The following is a 20,798-nucleotide window of genomic DNA, read 5'->3' as shown; positions in this document are numbered from 1 at the left end:
GTCGGTCAGGGCTGGGCTCAGGCCAGCCGGATCACGTTCCAGGACAGCGGCTCCAGCACGGCGGTGAGGCCGCCGTCCAGGACCTCGGTCCCCTCGACCGCGTGCGGGGTGACCCGCTCGGGCTCGTCGAGAGTGTTGCGGGCCTCCGGGTCGGCGTCGGCGAGGGCGCTGTGCTCGACGACCCGCGTCACGCCGAGGCCGGCCAGCGCGACCTGAAGCGGGAGGGCCTCGGTGCGGCTGCGGTTGACCGCGAAGACGGTGACCGTGCCGTCCTCGGCGCGCACGGCGGTGGCGTGCAGCAGATCGGCCTCGCCGTACTTCTTCGTCTCGTACGTCGGTGAGTCGACGCGGACGTCCAGCACCTCGCCCCGGCCGTACTGCGAGGCCTGCGCGAACGGGAAGAACGTCGTCTGCCGCCAGGCCGGACCACCCGGCTCGGTCATGATCGGCGCGATGACGTTGACCAGCTGGGCGAGGCAGGCCACCGTCACGCGGTCGGCGTGCCGGAGCAGCGCGATCAGCAGGGAGCCGAAGACGACGGCGTCGGTGACGCTGTAGTTGTCCTCCAGCAGGCGCGGGGCCTCCGGCCAGTCGAGGGCGCTGACCTCGGCCTCGGTACGGGACAGGTACCAGACGTTCCACTCGTCGAAGGAGAGGTTGATCTTCTTCTTCGACTTCAGGCGGGCGCCGATGTGGTCGCAGGTGGCGACGACGTTCTCGATGAACGACTCCATGTCCACGGCCGAGGCCAGGAAGGAGTCGACGTCGCCGTCGAGGGGCTCGTAGTAGGCGTGCAGGGAGATGTAGTCGACCAGGTCGTACGTCTCTTGGAGGACGGTCGCCTCCCACTCGGCGAAGGTCGGCATGGACTGGCCCGAGCTGCCGCAGGCGACGAGTTCGACCTTCGGGTCGATCTGGCGCATGGCCCGCGCCGTCTCGGCGGCGATACGGCCGTACTCCTCGGCCGTCTTGTGGCCGGTCTGCCAGGGGCCGTCCATCTCGTTGCCGAGGCACCACAGCCGGATGCCGAACGGGTCCTTGTCGCCGTGGGCCCGGCGGAGGTCGGAGAGTGCCGTGCCGGCGGGGTGGTTGGCGTACTCCTGGAGTTCGATGGCCTCGGCCACGCCCCGGGTGCCGAGGTTCACCGCCATCATGGGCTCGGCCTGGGGGCCGACCTTCTTGAGGAAGGCGATGAACTCGGAGAGGCCGAAGCGGTTGGACTCCGTCGTGCGCCAGGCGAGGTCGAGGCGGCGGGGCCTGTCCTCCACGGGGCCGACCGAGTCCTCCCACTTGTAGCCCGAGACGAAGTTGCCTCCGGGGTAGCGGATGGCGGTGACGCCGAGTTCCCTGACCAGCTCCAGCACGTCGGTGCGGAGGCCGGCCTCGTCGGCCGTCGGGTGGTCCGGTTCGAAGATGCCCGTGTAGACGCAGCGGCCGAGGTGTTCCACGAAGGAGCCGAAGATACGGGGGTCTACCTGGGCGACGGTGAAGGCGGGGTCCAGGGTGAAGCGGGCGGTGCGCATGTTCGCCTTTCGCGGTGGGTGGCTTGTGTTTCCGGTGCGGCTGACTGTGGTCTGTGGTTGCTCGCGCAGTTCCCCGCGCCCCTAGGCGACCTCAGGCCAACCCTGTTCCCAGTTCAGCTTGTTGAGGCCCAGCTTCGGGGTGCCGTTGTCCTGGGCGTCGTAGTAGTGGTAGGCCAGCCAGTCCTCGCCTCGGTCCTTGAAGACCGACTGGCCGCCCGTCCCGATGTAGTCGCCGTGGCCCTCCAGGAGGAGGTCGCCGCCGCCTTCCAGGAGGGGCTTGCCCTTGCTGTCGACGTAGGGGCCCGTCACGGACGTGGAGCGGCCGACCTTGATCTTGTAGGTGGAGTTCACGCCCGAGCAGCAGGCGTCGTAGGAGGCGAAGAGGTAGTAGTAGCGGCCGTGCCTGACCACGTACGGGCCCTCGACGGCGTAGGGGGCGTCGGGGCGGGTGGCCAGGTGGTGGACCTCGGCGCCTGGGAGGGCCTTGCCGGTGTCCGGGTTCAGTTCGACCATGCGGATGCCGGTCCAGTAGGAGCCGAAGGTCATCCAGAGGCGGCCCTGGGACTTGATGAGCGCCGGGTCGATGGCGTTCCAGGAGTCGGTGCGTTCGGAGGAGAAGACCTTGCCGTGGTCGGTCCAGGTGCCGGGGAGGCCGGTCTCCGAGGTCGCGACGCCGATCGCGGAGTGGTTGGTGCCCCAGGAGGAGACGGCGTAGTAGAGCCAGTACGTGCCGTCGCGGTAGGAGATGTCGGGGGCCCAGGGATCGCCGGTGTCGTTGTACTCGTACCACCAGCTCGGCGGCTCGGCGAAGGCGTTGCCGGAGTCCTGCCAGTGTCTGCCGTCCGAGGAGAGGCGGGCGCCGATGACGCCGCCGGTCGAGTAGGCCGCGTAGCCGCCGGACTTGAGGCGTATCACCGTCGGGTCGTGGATGATCTCCTGGCCGGTGATCGGGCGGGGGTCGGGGTAGCTCTCGGCCGCCTGGGCGGCGTGGGGCATCAGGGCCATGAGGGTGGCCGTCGCCACGGCCGTGAGAGTGGTGCGCACGGTCACTGTCCTGCCAATCCCGTGTGGGCGACGCCCGCCACGATCTGACGCTGGAAGAAGACGAAGACGACGATCAGGGGCAGCCCGGCCATCAGACCGCCGGCCATGAGCTGGGCCCACTGGATGCCGTAGGAGTTCATGACGGTCGCGATGCCGTTGGGCATGGTCATCAGGTCGGGGTTGTTGGTGACCATGTAGGGCCACAGGAAGTTGTTCCACGACGCGATGAAGGTGAAGATGCCGACGGCCGCGAGGGAGGGGCGGGCGAGCGGGACCACGATGGTGAAGAAGACCCGCCAGCGGCCGGCGCCGTCGATGAAGGCGGCCTCCTCCAGTTCGCGCGGGATGCCCTGGAAGAACTTGTAGAGGATGAAGACCATCGCGGCGGGCGCGCACTGGGGCAGGATCATGCCCCAGTAGGTGTCGACCATGCCCATCTGCTGGACGGTCGTGAACAGCGGTACGCCGAGGACGGCCGGGGAGATCATCAGGCCCGCCATGACCAGGCCGAGCAGGGCGTTCTTGCCGCGGAAGTCGGTGCGGGCGAAGCCGTATCCGGCGAGGGCGCTGACCACCAGCACCACGGTCGTCACACAGACGGAGACGACCAGGGAGTTGATGAACCAGTTGGTGATGTTGCCGGTCTCGAACAGGGCCTTCCAGGCCTGGCCGGTCCACTCGTCCGGCAGCCAGTGCGGCGGGATCTCGGCCGCCTCGGCCTCGGACTTGAGGGAGGTGAACAGGGCCGCGGCGATCGGGGCCATGAACAGGGCGGAGACGGCGACGCCGAGCAGGGTGAGGACGATCTGGCCGGGTGTCCAGGTACTGCGGGGCTTGAGCCGGATCTGGGTGCTGCTCATCGAGCGCCCTCCTCACGGTTGCGCAGCAGCCACATCCGCGCCAGGGCGACGACTGCGATGATCACGAAGAAGATGACGGAGATCGCGGAGGCGTAGCCCACGCGGTAGCTGGTGAAGCCCTGTTCGAGGGTGTACTGGACGAACGAGCGCGTACTGAGCTCCGGTCCGGGGCCGAAGTCCATCATCACGACGGCCTGGTCGAAGAGCTGGAGCGAGGCGAGGATCTGCAGGGCGATCACCAGGCCGGTGATGTTGCGCAGCATCGGCAGGGTGATGTGGACCATGCGCTTCCATGCGTTCGCGCCGTCGAGCTTGGCCGCTTCGTACAGGTGGCCGGGGATGCCCTGGAGGGCGGCGAGGTAGAGCAGGAAGCTGAAGCCGACCGTCCACCACAGGGTCTCGATGACGATGGCGAACATCGTGTACGACTTGTCGGTCAGCCAGGGTGTGTCGATGCCGAGGGTCTCGTTGAACAGGCCGATGCCCTGGGTGAACAGCCACTGCCACATGTTGGCGGCGACCGTCGACGGCAGCAGGAACGGCGCGAAGAAGCACAGCCGCCACAGCCATTTGGCGCGCTCGATGTTGTGGGCGAGCATCGCGAGCAGGAAGGCGAGGACGGTGATGCAGGGGACGACGAGGAGGGTGAAGTACGCGCTGTGGCCGAGCGCGTCCCACATCATCGAGTCGCCCAGCGCCTCGCGGTAGTTGTCGAGGCCGACGAAGCTCGCGCTCTCGCCGGAGATGTTGGCGTCCGTGAAGCTGAGCCAGATGCCGCGCAGCAGCGGCCAGATCACGAACAGCACGAACAGGGCCAGGAACGGGGCGACGAACCAGCCCCCGTGCTGGAAGCCCTGCTTGCGGCGGACGGTCGCGCCGGCCGCGGCGGCCCTGGTCCTCGCGGGGGCGAGGACGGTCTCAGCACTGGTCGTCGTCATGCGACCGCACCTCCCTGCGCGGCTGTCTTGCCGTCCATCGGGTTCTTCGAGGCGAGGAGCGTGGTGAGCCGGGACCTCATGCGCGCCGCGACGGCGGCGGGCTTGGCGGAGCCCATCGTCGAGGAGACGACGATCGGGCCGAGGTCCTGGGCGAGCACGCCGGTGGAGCCCGCGAACCACACCTTGGGCTCGGTGGCCTGGTGGTCCATGGCGCTCACGTACTCGTTCTGCGGGGCGAGCTTGCGGTACGCGGCCGAGGTGAGGGTCGGCGTGTACGCGGGGATGTGGCCGCCGGCCGCCCACTGCTGGGCGTGCTGGACGACGTAGGCGGCGAGCCGGTGGGCGGCCTCGTTGGTGGCGCCGCCGCGGCCGGACTGGTGGGGCAGGACGAAGGCGTGGGACTCGGCGTGGGTGGCCGGCTCGCCGAAGACGGGCGGCAGGGGGGTGGCGCCGTAGTCGAGCCCGGCTCCGGAGAAGACCGGCACCGACCAGTTGCCCTCCCAGGTGAAGGGGGCGCCGTTGATGAACTGTTCGCCGGTGGGGGCGCCGGGGACGACATAGCCGTCGGTGACGTGCTGCCGCAGGAACTCCAGGACCTGGGTGGCCTTGTCGGCGTCGAAGAGGACCTGGGTGCGGCTCTCGTCGAACCACTGGCCGCCGAGCTGGGTGTAGAAGGCGACGAAGAACCACCACTGGAAGTTCTGGTCGTTCGTCCACAGGCCGATGGTCTGCAGGCCCTTCTTCTGGACCTTTTTGGCCTTCTTCAGGACGTCGAACCACTCGGTGGTGGAGCCGACCGGGATCATCCGGCCGTCGTCGCCGAGCAGATCGGCCTTCTTCAGCACGTCCTTGCGGTAGAAGCAGAGCTGGACGTGGATGTCGAGCGGCAGGGCGTAGAGCTTGCCGTCGATGACGCCGCGGTTCCACAGGGCGGGGTTGTAGTCCTCTTTCCGTACGCCGTACTTGGCGAGGAGGTCCATGTCCCACGGGTCGAGGAGGCGGCCCGGTGAGAAGCCCGCGACCCGGCCCAGGTGCATGACGCTCAGCTCGGGGGCGCGGTTGCCCGCGGCGGCCATGGCCAGCTTCGTGTAGAAGGGGTTGCCCCACTGGAGGGTGGAGTCCTTCACGTCGATGCCGGGGTTTTCCTTCCGGAAGGCGTCCAGCATGGCGATCATGTTGGCGCCGTCGCCGCCGCTGAAGAGGTTCCAGTAGCGCACGCGGGTGTCCGCGCCGGAGGCGAGCGCGTCGGCACCGGTGCCCAGTGCCGCGAAGCCGAAGCTGCCGGCCACGGCCAGTCCGCCCGCGGCGGCGAGTAGTTGCCTGCGATCGAGGCCAGGTCGTCCCATTGCCTGCCCTTACGTTCTTGGTTCGATGAGCCGGCCACAACCGGTCGTTCGAAATATCGGATGCCGCTCGTAACTTCGAACGGGACCGTAGATTCCCCACGCGCCGACGTCAATGGGTTGGACAGGGTCCGACAGCAACAACTCTCGGCCAGGACCGGACCAAACGATGGTTCGGACCGCAACCACCGTCGTCGGATCGCATGACGCGGACAGTTCTCCCCGCGTAGTCTCGAACAGCCCGCCGAACGGCGGTGGAAGGGGGCGCGATGGACATCGCGGGCGCGCGACGGACGGCGGCCCGGGCCGCGGCGGCGCTACGGCGACCGAGCGCGGCCTCCGCCATGCGGGGACTCGCCCGCGACCTGACCGCGGCGCTCCGGGCCAGACCCCGGCCGCCCGCCGACGTCCGTGACCTGTGCCGCGTGCTGTGCGAGGAGATGACCGCGCTGCGCGGCGGACGGCCCGTCGAGCTGCGCTTCGAGCGGTTCCCCGACGAGATCGAAGTGACCGGGCTGTGCGTGGAGTTCCGCGACTTCGACCTGGTCATCGTCGAGGAACGCGCCGAGGCCTCCCAGCAACTGGTCATCCTCGGCCATGAGTTGTGGCATCTGCACGCCGGTCACCGCCATCATCACGGCGTCGACGAGGCGACCGCCGCCCGCGCCCTGGCCGGCTGGGGCGGCTCCGCCCTGACGGTCGCCGCCCGCAACGGCTCACGCCAGGCCGACGAGGCCCAGGCCGACGACTTCGGCCACCGTCTCGCCGCCGCCTTCCGCCCCTTTCTGACCGACGGCCCGGACCCGCGCCCGCCCCTCGATCCGGTGCAGCGCTCTCTGGGCTACCGGGGCCGCGGAGGCACGACCCGGTGACCGGCACCGCCCCCGTGACGGCCGCACGCCCTCGGGCGAGCAGAGCCCGCCGTTCCGCTTCCATCGGGGTGGCCCGGCCGGCTGCCGCCGCTCCCGTGCCGCTCGCCCTGGATCCGTCCCGGCTGCTCACCGATCTGAACGTCTCCGTGTGGCTGCCGACCGTGCTGCTGGCGGCCGCGCTGGCGATCAAACTGCCCAGCATCGTCAAGATGTGGCGGGACCCGCTGCTGCGGGCCGTCGGCGGGCTGCTGCTGTTCGGCTGCGCGGTGTTCGTGTCCGCGGCGCCCTCCACCATCGCCTGGACCAACCGCGTCACCGGCGTGCCGAACATCGCGGCGCCCTGGGTGTACTCCCTGATCACCGCCCTGTGCGCGTCCTGGCTGCTGCTGATCGTGGCCTGGCGCAACGGCACCGGCCGCTCGGCCGCCACCCGCCGGGCGACCCGCCGCGTCGTCGTCGCCTACGCCGGCGTGGTCGTCGGGCTATGGGTGCTGTTCGCCCTCGCGGACGCCCCGGTGGAACGGCCGCGCGACCTGGACACGTACTACGCCACCACCCCGTTCATGCGCGAGCAGATCCTGCTCTACCTCCTCGCGCACACCCTGGCCTGCACCGTCACGGCCCGGCTGATCTGGAACTGGATCCGCACCGACGGGCTGGACGCCTGGCTGCGCTGGGGCCTGCGCATCCTGGCCGTCGGCTACAGCCTGAACCTGCTGTTCGACGCCTCCAAGCTCACCGCCGTGGCGGCCCGTTGGACCGGGCGCGACCTGGACTGGCTGAGCACCTATGTGGCGCCCACGGCCGCCTGCGCCTCGGCGACGCTGGTCGCGGTCGGCTTCATCGTCCCGCACGCCGGGCAGTACCTCCACGAGCACTGGCGGCTTCGCAGTGTGCGCCGGCAACTGCGGCCGCTGTACCTGCTGATGCGGGACGTCACCGGCGGCCGCGAGCCGCTCGCCCCGCGCGCCACCGGCGAACTGCGCCTCGTGCGCCGCGAGACCTTCATCCGCGACGCCCTGCTCCAGCTGTCCCGCCACCTCGACGAGGACCTGCGCGTCCGCGCGTACGACGCCGCCCTCGCCCTCGGCCACCCGCCCGTCCGCGCCGAGGCCCTGGCCGCCGCGGTGATGCTGCTGGACGCGGTGGAGACCCGGCGGGAGTCGGGAGCGCCCGCGGACATGGGGTACCTGATGCGCGAGATCCAGGCCGTCTCCCGCGCGCTGAGCCGGCCCGACGAACTGCACGCGGTCCGCGCCCGCACGGCCGCCCCCGCCGAGAGCGCCCGCGCATGACCGCGGTGGTCCTCGGTGGCTCCCACACCGGCATGCTCGCCGCGCAGGCCCTGGCCGGGCCGGCCGGCCGGGTGCTCGTCGTCGAGCGTGACGTCCTCCCGCACGGCCCCACGCCCCGCAGGGGTCTGCCCCAGGCCCGCCACACCCACGTCCTGTGGTCGGGCGGCACCCGGGCCCTGGAGGACCTGCTGCCCGGCGTCAGCGACGCACTGCGTGCGGCCGGGGCCCGCCGGACGCCCGTCACGAGCGGTGTCGTGGCGCTCTCCCCGCACGGCTGGTACCGCCGCTGGCCCGAGTCCCACCATGTCGTCCTGGCCGGCCGCGACCTGCTGGACGCGACGATCCGGGCCCGCGTCCTCGCCGACGAGCGGATCGAACTCCTCGACGGCACGGAGGTACTGGGCCTGACGGGGACGGGCACCGCTGTCACAGGGGTCCGGGTCCGGCACGGCGGCGACGAACGGCACCTCCCCGCCGACCTGGTGGTCGACGCCACCGGGCGCGGCTCGGCGGCGCCGCGCTGGTTACGCGCCCTCGGTCTGCCCGCCGCCGAGCGACGCGAGGTCGACCCCGGCCTGGCCTACGCCAGCCGCCTCTTCCTCGCCCCGCCGGACGCCCGCACCGGCTTCCCGCTCGTGAACGTGCAACCCGACCCGCGCTCCGGCGGCCCCGGCCGCAACGGCATCCTCCTGCCGATCGAGGAGGGCCGCTGGCTCGTCACCCTCTCCGGCACCCGCGGCGGCCACCCCTCCCCCGAGAACGGCCTCTTCGCCCGGTTCGCCCGCGAACAGCTCCGGCACCCGCTGATCGCCGACCTGATCGAACGCGCCGAACCCCTCTCGGACGTGGCCTTCACCCGCATGACCGCCAACCGCCGCACCTTCTACGAACGCATGCCGGCCTGGCCGGAGGGCCTCGTCGTCCTCGGCGACGCCCTCGCCGCGCTCAATCCCCTCTACGGCCACGGCCTCTCGGTCGCCGCCCAGAGCGTGCTGCTCCTGCGGGATGCCGTACGCCACCGGGGCCTCGGCCGGCCCGGCCTGTCCCGCCGCGTGCAGCGGGCCGTGGCCCGGCCGGTGGACGCGGCGTGGTCCCTGGCGGTCGGCCAGGACAGCTTCTACCCGGGCGCGACCGACCACGGCCCTGCCTTGCGGGATCGCCTTGTCGCGGCGTACACGGCGCGGCTGCTGTACACGGCGACGGGGAACGGCCGTATCGCGCGCCGGGTGACGGACGTGACCTCGCTGGAGCGGGGCGGGGGGACTCTGCTCGCGCCGAGTGTGATGCTGGCGGCGCTGGTCGGCCCGCTGAAACCTCCGCTGAGCGGGCCGCCGTTGACGGTGAGGGAGCGCAAGGCCGCGGGGTTGCCGTAGCTGCATGTCCCCAGGGGCGCGGGGAACTGCGCGACCAGCCCACGACAACCCGCGCCCGAACGACGGAGAAGGGAGACCTCAGCCCTCGAACGCCGGCTGCGCGATGCCCTTCCCCGCCCCGGGGATCACCAGCACCGACCCCGACATCGGATGCGGCGCCGCCAACCCGGTACGGGCCGTCGTGATGTACAGGTCGGTCAGCTCGGCGCCGCCGAACGCGCAGGCCGTGGGGCGGCTCACGGGCAGGGGTACGACGCGGTCCAGGACCCCGTCCGGGGTGTAGCGCCGTACGGCGCCCCCGTCCCACAGCGCGACCCACACGCAGCCGTCGGCGTCGACCGTGAGGCCGTCGGGGAAGCCGGCGCCGTCCTCGACGGCCGCGAAGGGGCGGCGGGCGGACACCCGGTCGCCGGTGACGTCGAAGACGTCGACGCGGCGGGTCGGGGAGTCGATGTAGTACATCAGGCGCCCGTCGGGGCTCCAGCCCGTGCCGTTGCTGACGGCGACCGAGTCGAGGACGACCTCGACGGTCCCGGTGCCGGTGAGGCGGGACAGGGTGCCGCCGCCCTGGGCCTCGTCGTAGCGCATGGTGCCGGCCCACAGGGAGCCGTCGGGGGCGACGGCGGCGTCGTTGCCGCGGCGGCCGGGGACGACGTCGCGGTGCAGCCAGCGGAAGGTGTCGTCGGGGTCGAGCAGACCGACCCCGTCGCGGAGGTTGAGGACCAGGCCTCCGCCGGCCCGCGGCTTGGCGGCGCCGACGTGCTGGTCGGTGCGGCGCACCGTGCGGCGGCCCGTCGACGGGTCGTAGGTGTGCACGCGGGAGCCGAGGATGTCGACCCACAGCAGCCGGCCGGCCGCGGCGTCCCAGGTGGGGCCCTCGCCGAGCGCGGCCTCGGCCTGCACGGCGACCTCGTAGGCGGTCATACGGCGCTCCGGTGGCCGAGCCGCTCGGACAGCTCGGCGGCACCCTTGGCGGCGAGCTGCTCCAGCTCGGCGCGGCGCTCCTCGCTCCAGCGGATCATGGGCACGGAGATGGACAGCGCGGCGACGACCCGGCCGGTGCGGTCGTGGACGGGCGCGGCCACGCAGGAGACGTCCGGGTTGGACTCGCGGTTCTCGACGGCGAGGCCGCGGGTGCGGATCTCGGCGAGGGCCTCGCGCAGGGCGGCCGGGTCGGTGATGCTGTTCGGAGTCATCGCGACCAGCTCGGCGTTGTCGGGGATGCGCGCGGTGAGCTCCGGCTCGGGAAGGGAGGCCAGCAGCATCTTGCCGACGGAGGTGCAGTGCGCGGGGAGCCGGCGGCCCGCCGCGGACACCATCCGGACGGCGTGCGTGGAGTCGACCTTGGCGATGTAGATGACGTCGGTGCCTTCGAGGATCGCCACGTGCACGGTCTCGTCGCAGGTCTCGGCGACGGAGCGGGCGACCTGCTGGCCCTCGGCGGCGAGGTCGAGCTGCTCGGCGTAGCGGCTGCCGAGCTGGTAGGGGCGTACACCGAGCCGGTAGCGTCCGGGCTGGCCGGGCACGGCGACGATGTACGAGCGGGCGGCGAGCGTGGTCACCAGCTCGTGCACGGTGGTGCGCGGCAGCTGGAGCTTGCGCACGATGTCGGGGGCGGAGAGTGTGCCGTCTCCGTCGAGGAAGAGCTCGAGTATGTCGAGAGCCCGGGTCACGGCAGGCACGAGGCGTCCCACGTCGGCCCCCTCCCTTGATCTGCGAGGCTGTTCGAAATTTCAACAGCCGATCGGAATGACGAACACAGGCTACTCAAAGTCCGTTTCACCGGGCAATGCCCCAGCGGTACCGGTCTCAGCCGCTCTCCCCCAGCCGCCCCCGCAGCCGCTGGGCCCGCAGCACCAGCTCCAGCTCGAAGCGGCGGTCCGGGTCGTCGATCTCGTCGCCCCACAGTTCGCGGATCTGCCGCAGCCGGTAGCGGACCGTCTGCGGATGGACGCCGAGCCGCGCGGCCACCTCCGGGGCACCGCCGCGGGTCTCCAGCCAGGCCAGCAGTGTCTCCGCGAGCCGCCGTCCGTGCGCCGGCCCGCAGTGGGTCAGCGGGGCCAGGCATCTCAGCGCCAGGTCGTCGAGCAGTTCCTCGGGCTGGAGCAGCACGAGAGCCTCGGTGTGCTCGGTGCAGAACAGCACCTCGCCGGCCGGCAGCAGCCCCCGCTCCATCAGGCGTACGGCGGCCTCGGCCCAGCGCAGCGACTTCGCCGCGTCGGCCAGCGGCACCGGCGGCCCGATCGCGCCCGCCCAGCCCGCCAGCGCCCGGTGCAGCAGGTCCCGGCGGCCGGCCGCGTCCGGCTCGGGCACGACCATGCGCGGCTGCTCGTAGTCCATGTCGAGCAGCACCTCCTGCCCCACCGCGGGCGCGACGGCCTCCCGCGCCGGGCGCAGCAGCACTCCGACGGCGACCCGGCGGGGCAGCGGCCAGCCGACCCGGGAGGCGCGCTCGGCGAGGGCGTCGGCACCCTCGGTGCGCTGCCGGTCGGCGAGGAGCTGCTCCATGAGCCGGCGCTGCAGGCGCAGCCGCTCCCCGGCCTGGCGGGCGGCGGCCTCGGCGTAGCCGCGCACGGACTGGTCGACGAGGCCGTCGAGGTACTCGTATCCGGCGTCGACGAGTTCGTACATCGCGGGCGGCGGGATCCGTACGCGCTGGCCGATGTCGGCGAAGCGGCGCCAGGCCAGCCGTACGCCCATGCGGTAGATGGCCTGGAGGGAGTCCAGGCTGCGCCCGCCGAGGCCCTCGCCGCGGCCGAAGTCGTGGAAGACGCCGGGCGGGACGGTGGGGCGGCCGGCCGAGCGGTCGGTGTGCTCCAGATGCCGGACGAAGACCTCGATGGCGCGGCGGATGCCGACGAGGGCCATGGGTTCGCCGTTGTCGTCGAGGACGACGGGCAGATGGGGGTACTCGCGGCGGATCTCCCGCATGATCTCCTGCGCGAGTTCCGGCGCCTCGGCGAGGGCGATCGCCGCGAACCGGCGCACCTTCAGGGGCGGCACGTCGTGCCAGGCGGAGCGGGGCGCCGCGACGGCCGTGGGGCGGGCGGTCACGGCGTGCTCCCCTCAGCCGCCTGTTCATAGGTGATCAGCGGGGTGTCGGGCTGCTCGGGGGTGGCCCGGAGCAGGGCGACGGCGCCGACGGCGGCGCCCACGGCGAGCACGGCGGCGGCCACGACGGTGACGGTTGCGGCGAGCAGTCTGGGCATCTCAGGGTCTCCCTCTCCGATCCGAAAGGTCGCCCCACCCCGGTGTTCCACCCCCTGCTTCAGGATGCCCAGTCTCGACACGGCTTCGAAGCACCGTCAAGGGCAACCCCTACCAGGGCTCACGAATTGACATTACGTCAGATCTAATAGCCGCCGAATTTGTCACGCTCGTGAGTAGCCGTGACGAACGCCTGGGCGAAAACTTGCGAACCCCACCCCACAGTCACCCACGCACCTCCCCCACTGTCCCCCACGCACCCTCCCCCCACTTGAGTTCCGCACCCTGAGACGAGTCGGAGCACCGATGCCCCAGCAGTCCTCGCTGCGCGCCGCACTCCCCCGGGCGCAGCACCCCACGGCGCCTCCCCCCGAACCGCGCCGGATCGTCTTCCTCGCCCACCGCGACCTCGGCAACCCGTCGGCCGGCGGCTCCGAACTGCTCGTCGACCGGCTCGCCGACGGCCTCACCCGCCTCGGCCACCAGGTCACGCTGCTGTGCGGCGGCCCCGCGGCCCACCGCGACTACCGGGTCGTCTCCGCGGGCGGCGCCTACGGCCACTATCTGCGCGCCCGTTCCGCCTTCGCCCGCCAGGTCGGCGAGACCGACCTGCTGGTGGAGGTGTGCAACGGCATGCCGTACCTCTCCCCGCTGTGGCACCGGGGACCCACGCTGTGCCTGGTCAACCACGTCCACACCGACCTGTGGAGCATGCGCTTCGGCGGGCCCCTGGCCCCGGCCGCGCGCCTCGGGCGACGGCTGGAGCACTGGGCGCTGACCGGGGCCCGGCCGGACGGCCTGCTCGTCGCCGTCTCCCCCTCCACCGCGCACGCCCTGCACGGAATCGGCGTCGAGCGCGACCGCATCCGGGTCGTGCACAACGGCGTCGAGGAGCCGGGTCCGCACACCGGGCGCTCGCCGGAGCCGCTGTTCGTGGCCGTCGGGCGGCTCGTCGAGTACAAGCGGATCGATCTGCTGCTGCGGTTGTGGGAGCGGGTGCGCCCGGTGACGGGCGGTCGATTGGTCGTCGTCGGGGACGGGCCTGAACGGATTCGCCTGCGGCAGCTGGCCGGTGAGGGCGTCGAGTTCACTGGGCATGTCTCCGAGGCCGAGAAGCACCGGCTGCTCTGTGCGGCGTGGCTGCTGCTGCATCCCTCCGCCGTGGAAGGGTGGGGGCTCGTCGTCACCGAGGCCGCCGCTCGGCAGACCCCTGCCATCGCCTTTGACGTGCCTGGGCTGCGGGATTCCGTGATGGACGGGGTGACCGGGGTGCTGGCGTCCGGTGAGTCGTCCTTCGCTGCGGCCTGGTGCACGCTCGCGTTGTCCACTCGTCGCCGTGAAGTCATGGGTAAGGCGGCTCAGGACAGGGCTGCGCGGTATCGGTGGGACCGGACGGTGAGGCAGTTCCGGGCGGTGGCCGCCGAGGCCGTGCGGGGTTGGTCGCCGTGAGCGGATTGCGGCGTCGTCGTGGCTTGTCGCGCCCACGCGGCGGTAGCCGCATATCGAACACAGCCCCGCGCCCCTATAAGGCCGACCCATCTTTTCAGCGTTCGGTCCTTCTCCTTCGGGCCTTCCTCCGTGAGCAGCACGACCCTGTCCACTGCTACTCGGTCCTCGCCCGGGACGCCGTCGATCAGGTCGAGGCGTACGACGGGTCCGTCGACGGCCGTACCGTCGTCGATGTCGGCGGAGGCGGCGGGTACTTCACCGAGGAGTTCCGGCGGCGCGGGGCCAACGCGTACCTCTTCGAGCCGGACTTACGGGAGCTGGGCGAGAAGCCGCCCGGGGGTGCCGTCGTCGCCGACGGGTACCTCCTCCCCCTCTACGACGGTGTCGCGGACGTCGTGTTCTCCTCCAACGTGCTGGAGCATGTGGCCGACCCGCAGACGTTCCTCAGCGAGCTGGTGCGGGTGACCCGGCCGGGTGGGCTGATCTATGTGTCGTTCACCAACTGGCTGTCCCCGTGGGGCGGTCACGAGTGGGCGCCCTGGCACTACTTCGGCGCCGAGCGGGCCCGGGAGAGGTACCGGCGCCGCACCGGGCGCCCGGCCAAGCACACGCTCGGCGAGAACCTGTTCGCCGTGCACATCGGCCCCACCCTGCGGCAGGTGCGGGCCCGCGACGACGTGCGGATCGTGTCGGCGCGGTCGCGCTACTGGCCGTTCCTCGCGGAGGGCATCGTCAAGGTGCCGGGACTCCGTGAGGTCGCCACCTGGAACCTTCTCCTCATCCTCCGGCGGTGTGCCCCATGACGACCACGGTCCAGGTTCCTCCCCCGGCGGCCGTCCCCACGCCCGCGACCGCGCCCGACAGACCCGAGGGGCCGCGGTCACGGCGCTGGCTGCTGGGGTTCTGGGCCGTGGTCCTCGTCCTGTTCCTCGCGGTGCGGCCGGGGCGGCAGACCTTCGACACCAAGCTGGGGGTGACCACCGATCCGGGCCAGTTCCTCGCCGACCTGGGGCAGTTGTGGCACGACCGGGGCGGCTTCGGCGGGATCTCCGACCAGTACGTCGGCTACCTGTGGCCGATGCTGCCCTTCCACTGGATGTGCCGCACGGCCCATGTGCCGGTGTGGCTCGCGGAGCGGTTGTGGCTGTCGCTGGTGGTGACGGTCGCCTTCTGGGGCGCGCTGCGGCTGGCCGAGCGGCTCGGTGTCGGCAGCGGGGCCTCGCGGCTGCTGGGGGCGGTGGCGTACGCGCTGTGGCCGGTGTTCACCATCGTGGTCGGGTCGACGTCGGCGGCCGTGCTGCCGGGCGCGTTCCTGCCGTGGGTGCTGCTGCCGCTGGCGGACGAGCGGTACACGGCCCGGGTGGCGGCGCTGCGTTCGGCGCTGCTGGTGCCCTTCATGGGCGGTGTCAACGCCGTGTCCACCCTCGCCAGTCTGCTTCCCGTGGGTCTCTATCTGCTGTCCCGGCCGGCCGGGCCCCGGCGGCGCAAGCTGATCGCCTGGTGGGCGCCCGCGATGGTGGTGGCCACCGCCTGGTGGTGGGTGCCGCTGCTGCTGCTCGGCGCGTACGGCGAGAACTTTCTTCCCTATGTGGAGAGTTCGCAGACCACGACCGAGACGATGTCGGCCACCGAGGCGCTGCGCGGTGCCGGGAACTGGGTGGCGTATCTGCACTTCGGCGAGGCATGGCTGCCCGCCGGGTGGACGGTGGTCTCGGCGGTCGCGGTGATCGTGTGCTCGGCGCTCGCCGCCGGGTTCGGGCTCGCGGGTCTGGCGCGCCGGGATCTGCCGGAGCGACGCTGGCTGGTGCTGACGGTGCTGGTGTGCGCGCTGGTGCTGCTCGCCGGGTACGGCGGCACGGTCGGGGCGCCCTTCCACGGGGCCGTGCAGGGCTGGCTGGACGGGACGCTGGCGCCGTTCCGCAACATCTACAAGTTCCAGACGGGGGTGGCCCTCGCGCTCACCCTCGGGCTCGCGCACTTCGTCGCGGTGGCCGCCGAGCCGCGCGGGGCGCGGGCGGTGCGCGGCCGGCGCGTGCTGCCGTTCGCCGCGGCCGTGCTGGTGCTGCCGGGGCTGGTGTGGCCGTATCTCAACGGGTCGATCCTGAACCCGGGTTCGTTCCGGGAGATCCCCGCGTACTGGAAGGCCACCGCCGACTGGCTGGAGAAGTACTCGCCCGACTCGCGGGCCCTGGTCGTCCCCGCGACCGCGCACGGTGTGTACACCTGGGGCTCGACCATCGACCAGCCCCTCGACGTGGTCGCCGGCTCCCGCTGGGCGCAGCGCGACTACGTCCCCTTCGGCACGCCCGGCAACCGCCGCGCCATGGACGCCGTCCAGCAGGCCCTGCTCACCGGCGGTGAAGTGCCCGGCCTGGCCGACTACTTGAGCCGGGCCGGGCTGTACTACGTGATTGTCCGCAACGACCTCGACCCGGACCAGATCGGCTGGACCCCGACCACGACCGTGAAGCGGACCCTGGAGCAGTCCGGCTACGAGCGGGTGACCGGGCTCGGCCCGGTGACGACCGTCGGCCGGATCGCCGAGGACACCCCGCTCCAGGTGGAGGGCCTGTACCCGCGGGTGCGGGCGGTGGAGATCTACCGGCCCGCCGACGAGGCCGTGCCCCGGCCCGGACAGGCCCGGCTGACGGCGGTCGCCGACACGGCCGTGGTCTCCGGCGGCCCGGAGGCGCTGCTGCCGCTCGCCTCCGCGATGCGCGGCCGGGCGACCGTGCTGACCGGCGACAACCACCCCGGGCTCGGCACCCCGCCCGTGCAGGTCACCGGCGACGGGCTGCGGCGCGCGGACACCCGCTTCGGCCTCGTCGACGCCAACACCTCGTACACGTACACCCGCGACGAGCGCAACGCGCCAGACGCCCTTCAGGACCCCGGTGAGAAGCCGCACCAGATCCTGCCGGTGACGGGCGTGGAGCACCAGACGGTGGCCGAGCTGCGCGGGGCGCGGTCGGTGACGGCGTCGTCGTACGGCAGCTGGTTCTTCCATCTGCCGCAGTTCGACCCGGTGAACGCCTTCGACGGCGACCCGGCGACCGCCTGGGCGGAGGGCTCGGACGGCTCGCCCGACGGGCAGTGGCTGCGGATCGGCTTCAGCGGGTCCTACGACATGCCGTCGTCGTTCGAGGTCACTCCGCTGCCGCAGGGCAGTGTGCGGGCAGCGCCGACCCGGGTGCGGGTGGAGACCGAGCGGGGCTCGGCGACCAGCTTCCTGCGGCCCGACGGCACGGCCCAGAGCATCCGGGCGTTCCCCGGGCCGACGCGCTGGATGCGGCTGACGATCGTCGACTCGGTCGAGCGGCGCGCCGGACTCACCGGGGCGGGCTTCTCCGAGGTGGACCTGCCCGGGGTGACCGTGACCCGGCTGCTGCGGCTGCCCGCCGACACCCGGGACTCCGGCTCGGCCGCGGACGTGGTCTCCCTGCACCGTACGGCCGACCCGGCGAGCGTCTCCCCGACCGGCATGGAGTCCGGCCTGCGCCGTGGCTTCTCCGTCAACACGCCCGGCGCGTACGGGTTCCGGGCGAGCGCGATCCCCGTGCCCGGGGAGCAGCTGGACCGGCTGCTGTACGAGGTGGCGCCGGACCAGGCCGGCCGGATCACCGCCACCGCCGACTCCACCGCCCGCCTCGGCGTGGGCCTGTCGGCCCGCAACCTCACCGACGGCGACCTGACGACGGCCTGGATCGCCGGGGACCGCCCGACGCTGCATCTGCGCTGGCCGGACAAGCAGCCGGTGGGCGAGCTGGTGCTGGCCCCGGCGGGCGGGCTGACCACCCGGCCCACGCAGGTGCACCTCAGCTCCCCGGACGGCGCTGCGGTCGCCGCCGTCGACGACAACGGCTGGGTGCGCTTCCCGCCGATCACCACCGACCGCCTCGACATCACCGTCACCGCGACCGCCCCGCTCACCCTGCACAACCCGGTCGTCGACGAGGACCTCCAGCTGCCGGTGGGCCTCACCGAGGCGTACGTCCCGTCCCTCGACCGCTACCGCGTGCCGCAGCCCGCCGCCTCCCGCACTTTCTCCCTGCCCTGCGGGAAGGGGCCGGCGGTCTCGGTGGACGGGCAGCGGTACGAGACGCGCGTGCGGGGGACGGTGCGGGACCTGGTCCAGCACCGGGCGGTGGACGTGACGCTGTGTCCGGGCGGGTCGCTCGATCTCCCGGAAGGCGCCCATCGGCTGGAGTCGGCCGACGCCGGCCCGCTGCTCCTCACCGACGTGACATTGACCCGCGGCACGCTCCCCGAGCCGTCCACCAGCGGGCGTGAGCTGCGCGTACGGGACTGGCTGGGCGACCGCCGCGAGGTGACGGTCGGCTCGGGCGCGGCCTCGTACCTGACGACGTACGAGAACCACAACGACGGCTGGAAGGCCACCCTGAACGGCGAGGAGCTGACGCCGGTCCGGCTCGACGGCTGGCAGCAGGGCTGGCGGATACCGGCCGGGGCGGGCGGCACGGTGAAGCTGACGTACGAGCCGTCGACGGCCTACGAGGGGGCGCTGATCGGCAGCGGGGCCGGGATCGCCGTGCTGGCCTGTCTGGTGCTGTGGCGCAGGCGCGCGGAGAACCCGGACGAGCCGCAGCCGGTGCCGCCCGCGCCGGGGTTCTGGCTCGGCACGGTGGCGCTGACGCTGGTCGGCGTGGTGATCGCGGGCTGGTTCGCCCTGCTGGTCCCGGCCCTCGCCCTGGTGGCCCGTCGCCGCCACGCTCTTCTCGTGCCGCTGGCGTTCGCCTCCCTCGCGGCCGCGGGTCTCGTGGCGGCGACGGGCGCGGGACGGCCCGCGACGGAAGGGGCCGGGGCCTTCGGGCCGGTCGCTCAACTGCTGGCGTTGACAGGGCTGTTCGCGGCGCTGGTGAGCGTGCGCGAGCCGGGAGCACGGAAGGAGGGCCGGGCATGACGACACGGGTGCCGTTCCCCGTCGTGGACGAGATCTCCCGCCACTGCCACCAGGAGGCCGAACCGGAGACCGTCCACATCGAGGTCCACCTCCCGGGCCGCCTCGACCCCGGCCGTCTCCGCAAGGCCTTCCACGAGGCCCTGCACCAGCACCCCCGCATCCTGATGCGCGAGGCGCCGGCCCGCTGGTACCACCGCCGCTACCTGTGGGAGCTGACGACGGACCCGGACGTGGAGGTGGTGACGTTCCCGGAGCCGGGCAGGACGGCGTTACGGGACGCGCGGGCCCGGGCGCTGGCGTACGCGCCCCCGTTGTCGGTGTCGCCGCCGATACGGATGGAGGTCGTCGAGGAGGCCGGCACCGTCCTGCTGCTCACCGTCAACCACACCGCCCTGGACGGCCCCGCCTGCCTCCGTGTCCTCGCCACCGCTGCGGAGCTGTACGGCGGCCGGGACAACGCTCCTTCGACGCCCCCCGTACGGAAGCAGGAGGCCGCACCCCCGCCACCCGCGCCCTCCCCCTGGGCCCGTCCCGCGAGGATCGCCCCCGGCGCGCCCGAGCCCACGCCGGGCAACGGCCTCCTCGTCACCGAACTGCCCCTGCCCCGGCGCCCGAAAGGCGCCCCCTACACGGTGAACGACCAGCTGATGGCCGCCACCGCCCTCACCGTCGCCCACTGGAACGGCGCGCACGGCGTCCGCCCCCGCCCACTGCGCATCACCATGCCCGTGGACGACCGCCCGAGGGACGCCTCCATGCCCATCGGCAACGGCACCCGCCTGGTCGAAGTCACCCTGGCACCGGAGGAGTTGCACCTCCCCATGCCCGAGCTGCTGCACCGTACGGCGACCCGCACCCGTGCACTGAAGGCCCAGTCCCGCCCCCAACTCGGGCACGGGGCAGCCCTGTTGACGAAGCCGGTCACGCCGGTCGCGTGGCGGGCGGCCCTCACGCGAGGGCTGCGCCGGGCGGCCGCGCCCTGGATGTCGACGACGCTGCTCAGCAACATCGGCCGCATCCCGTACCCGCTGGACTTCGGCGAGGACGGCGGCCGCGCGCACGCAGTGTGGTTCTCGGCGCCGGCCCGGATGCCGCGCGGCCTCACCGTCACCACCGCCTCCACCGCCGGCCGCCTCCACCTGGCCCTGCGCTGGTCGCGCACCCTGCTCGGGCCCGGCGACGGCGCCCATCTGCGCGAGCTGTTCGAGGAGCACCTGCACACCACGGAGGTCCCCGCATGACGGCCGTCGCCCCTGGGGAACTGCGCGACTTCTACGAGAACCCCGCCGTGCCGGTCGCCTCCGGCAGCGCCCGCTCGCTGCGCCAGGCGCGCATGCTCGCGACAGCGATCGGCCCCGCCACCACCACCCCGCGCACCATCCTCGACATCGGCTGCGGCGACGGCACCGCGGCCGCCACGGCGGCTCCCCTCCTCGCGGGCCATCACCTCGTCGGCGTCGACTGGTCCCAGGACGCGCTCGGCCGCGCCCGCGCCCGGCTGCCGTACGCCGTGCGCGGTGAACTCACCGGCCGCGGACTGCCGTTCAGGGCCGGATCGGCGGACGCGGTGCTGTTCAGCGAGGTCATCGAGCACCTCGTCGACCCGGACGCGGCCCTGGACGAACTGCGCCGGGTGCTGCGCCCGGGCGGCCATCTGATGCTGTCCACCCCCAACCTGGCCGCCTGGTACAACCGCGGCCTGCTGCTGGCCGGGGTGCAGCCGGTGTTCTCCGAGGTGAGCCTGCGCGCGGTCCACGGTCGGCCGGGCCGGGAGGTCGTAGGGCATCTGCGGCTGTACACGGCCCGGGCGCTGCGGGAGTTCGTCGCCGCGTCCGGCTTCGAGGTCGTGACATTGGCCGGGGCGCCCTTCCACGGGGTGCCCCGGCCGCTCAGGCCGCTGGACCGGCTGGCCTGCGCGCGACCGTCACTGGCCTCGATCCTGCTGCTGCACGCGCGAAGGACCTGAGGCCCGT

At 72.6% G+C, this 20,798-nt stretch carries 17 protein-coding genes; 8 read left to right on the top strand and 9 right to left on the bottom strand.

What is annotated here, in order from left to right; translation table 11 throughout:
* Positions 1–17 precede the first annotated feature (17 nt).
* The 5 genes from RKD23_RS25985 to RKD23_RS25965 form a co-directional block, all read right to left on the bottom strand.
* A complete protein-coding gene (locus tag RKD23_RS25985; RefSeq protein ID WP_424855862.1) occupies positions 18–1,523 on the bottom strand; it encodes an alpha-N-arabinofuranosidase in 1,506 nt (501 codons plus the stop codon).
* An 81-nt stretch (positions 1,524–1,604) separates the two neighbouring features.
* Positions 1,605–2,573: an arabinan endo-1,5-alpha-L-arabinosidase gene (locus RKD23_RS25980; RefSeq protein WP_424855861.1), complete on the bottom strand. Its 969-nt coding sequence runs from the start codon at positions 2,571–2,573 to the stop codon at positions 1,605–1,607.
* On the bottom strand, positions 2,570–3,427 hold the full coding sequence (locus RKD23_RS25975) for a carbohydrate ABC transporter permease (RefSeq protein ID WP_424855860.1): 858 nt from the start codon (positions 3,425–3,427) through the stop codon (positions 2,570–2,572). The genes RKD23_RS25980 and RKD23_RS25975 overlap by 4 nt, the downstream gene beginning before the upstream one ends.
* Positions 3,424–4,365, bottom strand: coding sequence for a carbohydrate ABC transporter permease (locus RKD23_RS25970; RefSeq protein WP_424855859.1), 942 nt, complete (start codon positions 4,363–4,365; stop codon positions 3,424–3,426). The genes RKD23_RS25975 and RKD23_RS25970 overlap by 4 nt, the downstream gene beginning before the upstream one ends.
* Complete coding sequence (locus tag RKD23_RS25965; RefSeq protein ID WP_424855858.1) at positions 4,362–5,711, bottom strand: extracellular solute-binding protein; 1,350 nt, start codon at positions 5,709–5,711, stop codon at positions 4,362–4,364. The genes RKD23_RS25970 and RKD23_RS25965 overlap by 4 nt, the downstream gene beginning before the upstream one ends.
* A gap of 266 nt (positions 5,712–5,977) precedes the next feature.
* Between RKD23_RS25965 and RKD23_RS25960 the strand changes: the two genes are divergently transcribed.
* The 3 genes from RKD23_RS25960 to RKD23_RS25950 all read left to right on the top strand — a co-directional run bounded on the left by RKD23_RS25960 (position 5,978) and on the right by RKD23_RS25950 (position 9,248).
* Positions 5,978–6,580 carry a toxin-antitoxin system, toxin component family protein gene (locus tag RKD23_RS25960; RefSeq protein ID WP_404035081.1) on the top strand — a complete coding sequence of 201 codons (603 nt, stop codon included), beginning with the start codon at positions 5,978–5,980 and terminating at the stop codon, positions 6,578–6,580.
* Between the two features lie 95 nt (positions 6,581–6,675).
* Entirely contained in the window at positions 6,676–7,875 is a 1,200-nt protein-coding gene (locus tag RKD23_RS25955; protein WP_424858333.1) for an MAB_1171c family putative transporter, read from the top strand.
* Positions 7,872–9,248: an FAD-dependent oxidoreductase gene (locus RKD23_RS25950; protein ID WP_424855857.1), complete on the top strand. Its 1,377-nt coding sequence runs from the start codon at positions 7,872–7,874 to the stop codon at positions 9,246–9,248. Before RKD23_RS25955 ends, RKD23_RS25950 begins: the two co-directional genes overlap by 4 nt.
* A 78-nt stretch (positions 9,249–9,326) precedes the next feature.
* On the opposite strand, the gene RKD23_RS25945 is transcribed toward RKD23_RS25950, so the two are convergent.
* From RKD23_RS25945 to RKD23_RS25930, 4 genes are all read right to left on the bottom strand, one after another.
* On the bottom strand, positions 9,327–10,172 hold the full coding sequence (locus tag RKD23_RS25945; RefSeq protein WP_424855856.1) for an SMP-30/gluconolactonase/LRE family protein: 846 nt from the start codon (positions 10,170–10,172) through the stop codon (positions 9,327–9,329).
* Positions 10,169–10,942: an IclR family transcriptional regulator gene (locus tag RKD23_RS25940; RefSeq protein WP_424855855.1), complete on the bottom strand. Its 774-nt coding sequence runs from the start codon at positions 10,940–10,942 to the stop codon at positions 10,169–10,171. Before RKD23_RS25940 ends, RKD23_RS25945 begins: the two co-directional genes overlap by 4 nt.
* 115 nt (positions 10,943–11,057) lie before the next feature.
* Entirely contained in the window at positions 11,058–12,302 is a 1,245-nt protein-coding gene (locus tag RKD23_RS25935; protein WP_424855854.1) for a PucR family transcriptional regulator, read from the bottom strand.
* The gene (locus tag RKD23_RS25930) at positions 12,299–12,457 is read right to left on the bottom strand and encodes a hypothetical protein (protein WP_424855853.1); all 159 of its coding nucleotides are present in this window, start codon (positions 12,455–12,457) and stop codon (positions 12,299–12,301) included. The genes RKD23_RS25935 and RKD23_RS25930 overlap by 4 nt, the downstream gene beginning before the upstream one ends.
* Before the next feature lie 304 nt (positions 12,458–12,761).
* On the opposite strand from RKD23_RS25930, the gene RKD23_RS25925 reads away from it, so the two are divergent.
* The 5 genes from RKD23_RS25925 to RKD23_RS25905 are packed head-to-tail and all read left to right on the top strand — an operon-like array spanning position 12,762 to position 20,791.
* Positions 12,762–13,904: a glycosyltransferase family 4 protein gene (locus tag RKD23_RS25925; RefSeq protein WP_424855852.1), complete on the top strand. Its 1,143-nt coding sequence runs from the start codon at positions 12,762–12,764 to the stop codon at positions 13,902–13,904.
* A 23-nt stretch (positions 13,905–13,927) separates the two neighbouring features.
* Entirely contained in the window at positions 13,928–14,707 is a 780-nt protein-coding gene (locus RKD23_RS25920) for a class I SAM-dependent methyltransferase (RefSeq protein ID WP_424855851.1), read from the top strand.
* Positions 14,704–18,825, top strand: coding sequence for an alpha-(1->3)-arabinofuranosyltransferase domain-containing protein (locus tag RKD23_RS25915; RefSeq protein ID WP_424855850.1), 4,122 nt, complete (start codon positions 14,704–14,706; stop codon positions 18,823–18,825). The genes RKD23_RS25920 and RKD23_RS25915 overlap by 4 nt, the downstream gene beginning before the upstream one ends.
* Positions 18,822–20,066 carry a condensation protein gene (locus tag RKD23_RS25910; protein WP_424855849.1) on the top strand — a complete coding sequence of 415 codons (1,245 nt, stop codon included), beginning with the start codon at positions 18,822–18,824 and terminating at the stop codon, positions 20,064–20,066. The genes RKD23_RS25915 and RKD23_RS25910 overlap by 4 nt, the downstream gene beginning before the upstream one ends.
* Positions 20,063–20,791 carry a class I SAM-dependent methyltransferase gene (locus RKD23_RS25905; protein ID WP_424855848.1) on the top strand — a complete coding sequence of 243 codons (729 nt, stop codon included), beginning with the start codon at positions 20,063–20,065 and terminating at the stop codon, positions 20,789–20,791. The genes RKD23_RS25910 and RKD23_RS25905 overlap by 4 nt, the downstream gene beginning before the upstream one ends.
* Positions 20,792–20,798: the final 7 nt, after the last annotated feature.

It is taken from the genome of Streptomyces sp. SAI-170 (assembly GCF_049739565.1).
Lineage (GTDB): Bacteria > Actinomycetota > Actinomycetes > Streptomycetales > Streptomycetaceae > Streptomyces.
Note: the sequence above shows the minus strand (reverse complement) of the source record. Positions and strands in the feature narration are given on the sequence as shown.

Coding starts and splice junctions, on each gene's coding strand:
- RKD23_RS25910 (WP_424855849.1), top strand. CDS start 18,822: ATGACGACACGGGTGCCGTTCCCCGTCGTGGACGAGATCTCCCGCCAC.
- RKD23_RS25905 (WP_424855848.1), top strand. CDS start 20,063: ATGACGGCCGTCGCCCCTGGGGAACTGCGCGACTTCTACGAGAACCCC.
- RKD23_RS25945 (WP_424855856.1), bottom strand. CDS start 10,172: ATGACCGCCTACGAGGTCGCCGTGCAGGCCGAGGCCGCGCTCGGCGAG.
- RKD23_RS25985 (WP_424855862.1), bottom strand. CDS start 1,523: ATGCGCACCGCCCGCTTCACCCTGGACCCCGCCTTCACCGTCGCCCAG.
- RKD23_RS25930 (WP_424855853.1), bottom strand. CDS start 12,457: ATGCCCAGACTGCTCGCCGCAACCGTCACCGTCGTGGCCGCCGCCGTG.
- RKD23_RS25965 (WP_424855858.1), bottom strand. CDS start 5,711: ATGGGACGACCTGGCCTCGATCGCAGGCAACTACTCGCCGCCGCGGGC.
- RKD23_RS25975 (WP_424855860.1), bottom strand. CDS start 3,427: ATGAGCAGCACCCAGATCCGGCTCAAGCCCCGCAGTACCTGGACACCC.
- RKD23_RS25960 (WP_404035081.1), top strand. CDS start 5,978: ATGGACATCGCGGGCGCGCGACGGACGGCGGCCCGGGCCGCGGCGGCG.
- RKD23_RS25915 (WP_424855850.1), top strand. CDS start 14,704: ATGACGACCACGGTCCAGGTTCCTCCCCCGGCGGCCGTCCCCACGCCC.
- RKD23_RS25970 (WP_424855859.1), bottom strand. CDS start 4,365: ATGACGACGACCAGTGCTGAGACCGTCCTCGCCCCCGCGAGGACCAGG.
- RKD23_RS25950 (WP_424855857.1), top strand. CDS start 7,872: ATGACCGCGGTGGTCCTCGGTGGCTCCCACACCGGCATGCTCGCCGCG.
- RKD23_RS25925 (WP_424855852.1), top strand. CDS start 12,762: ATGCCCCAGCAGTCCTCGCTGCGCGCCGCACTCCCCCGGGCGCAGCAC.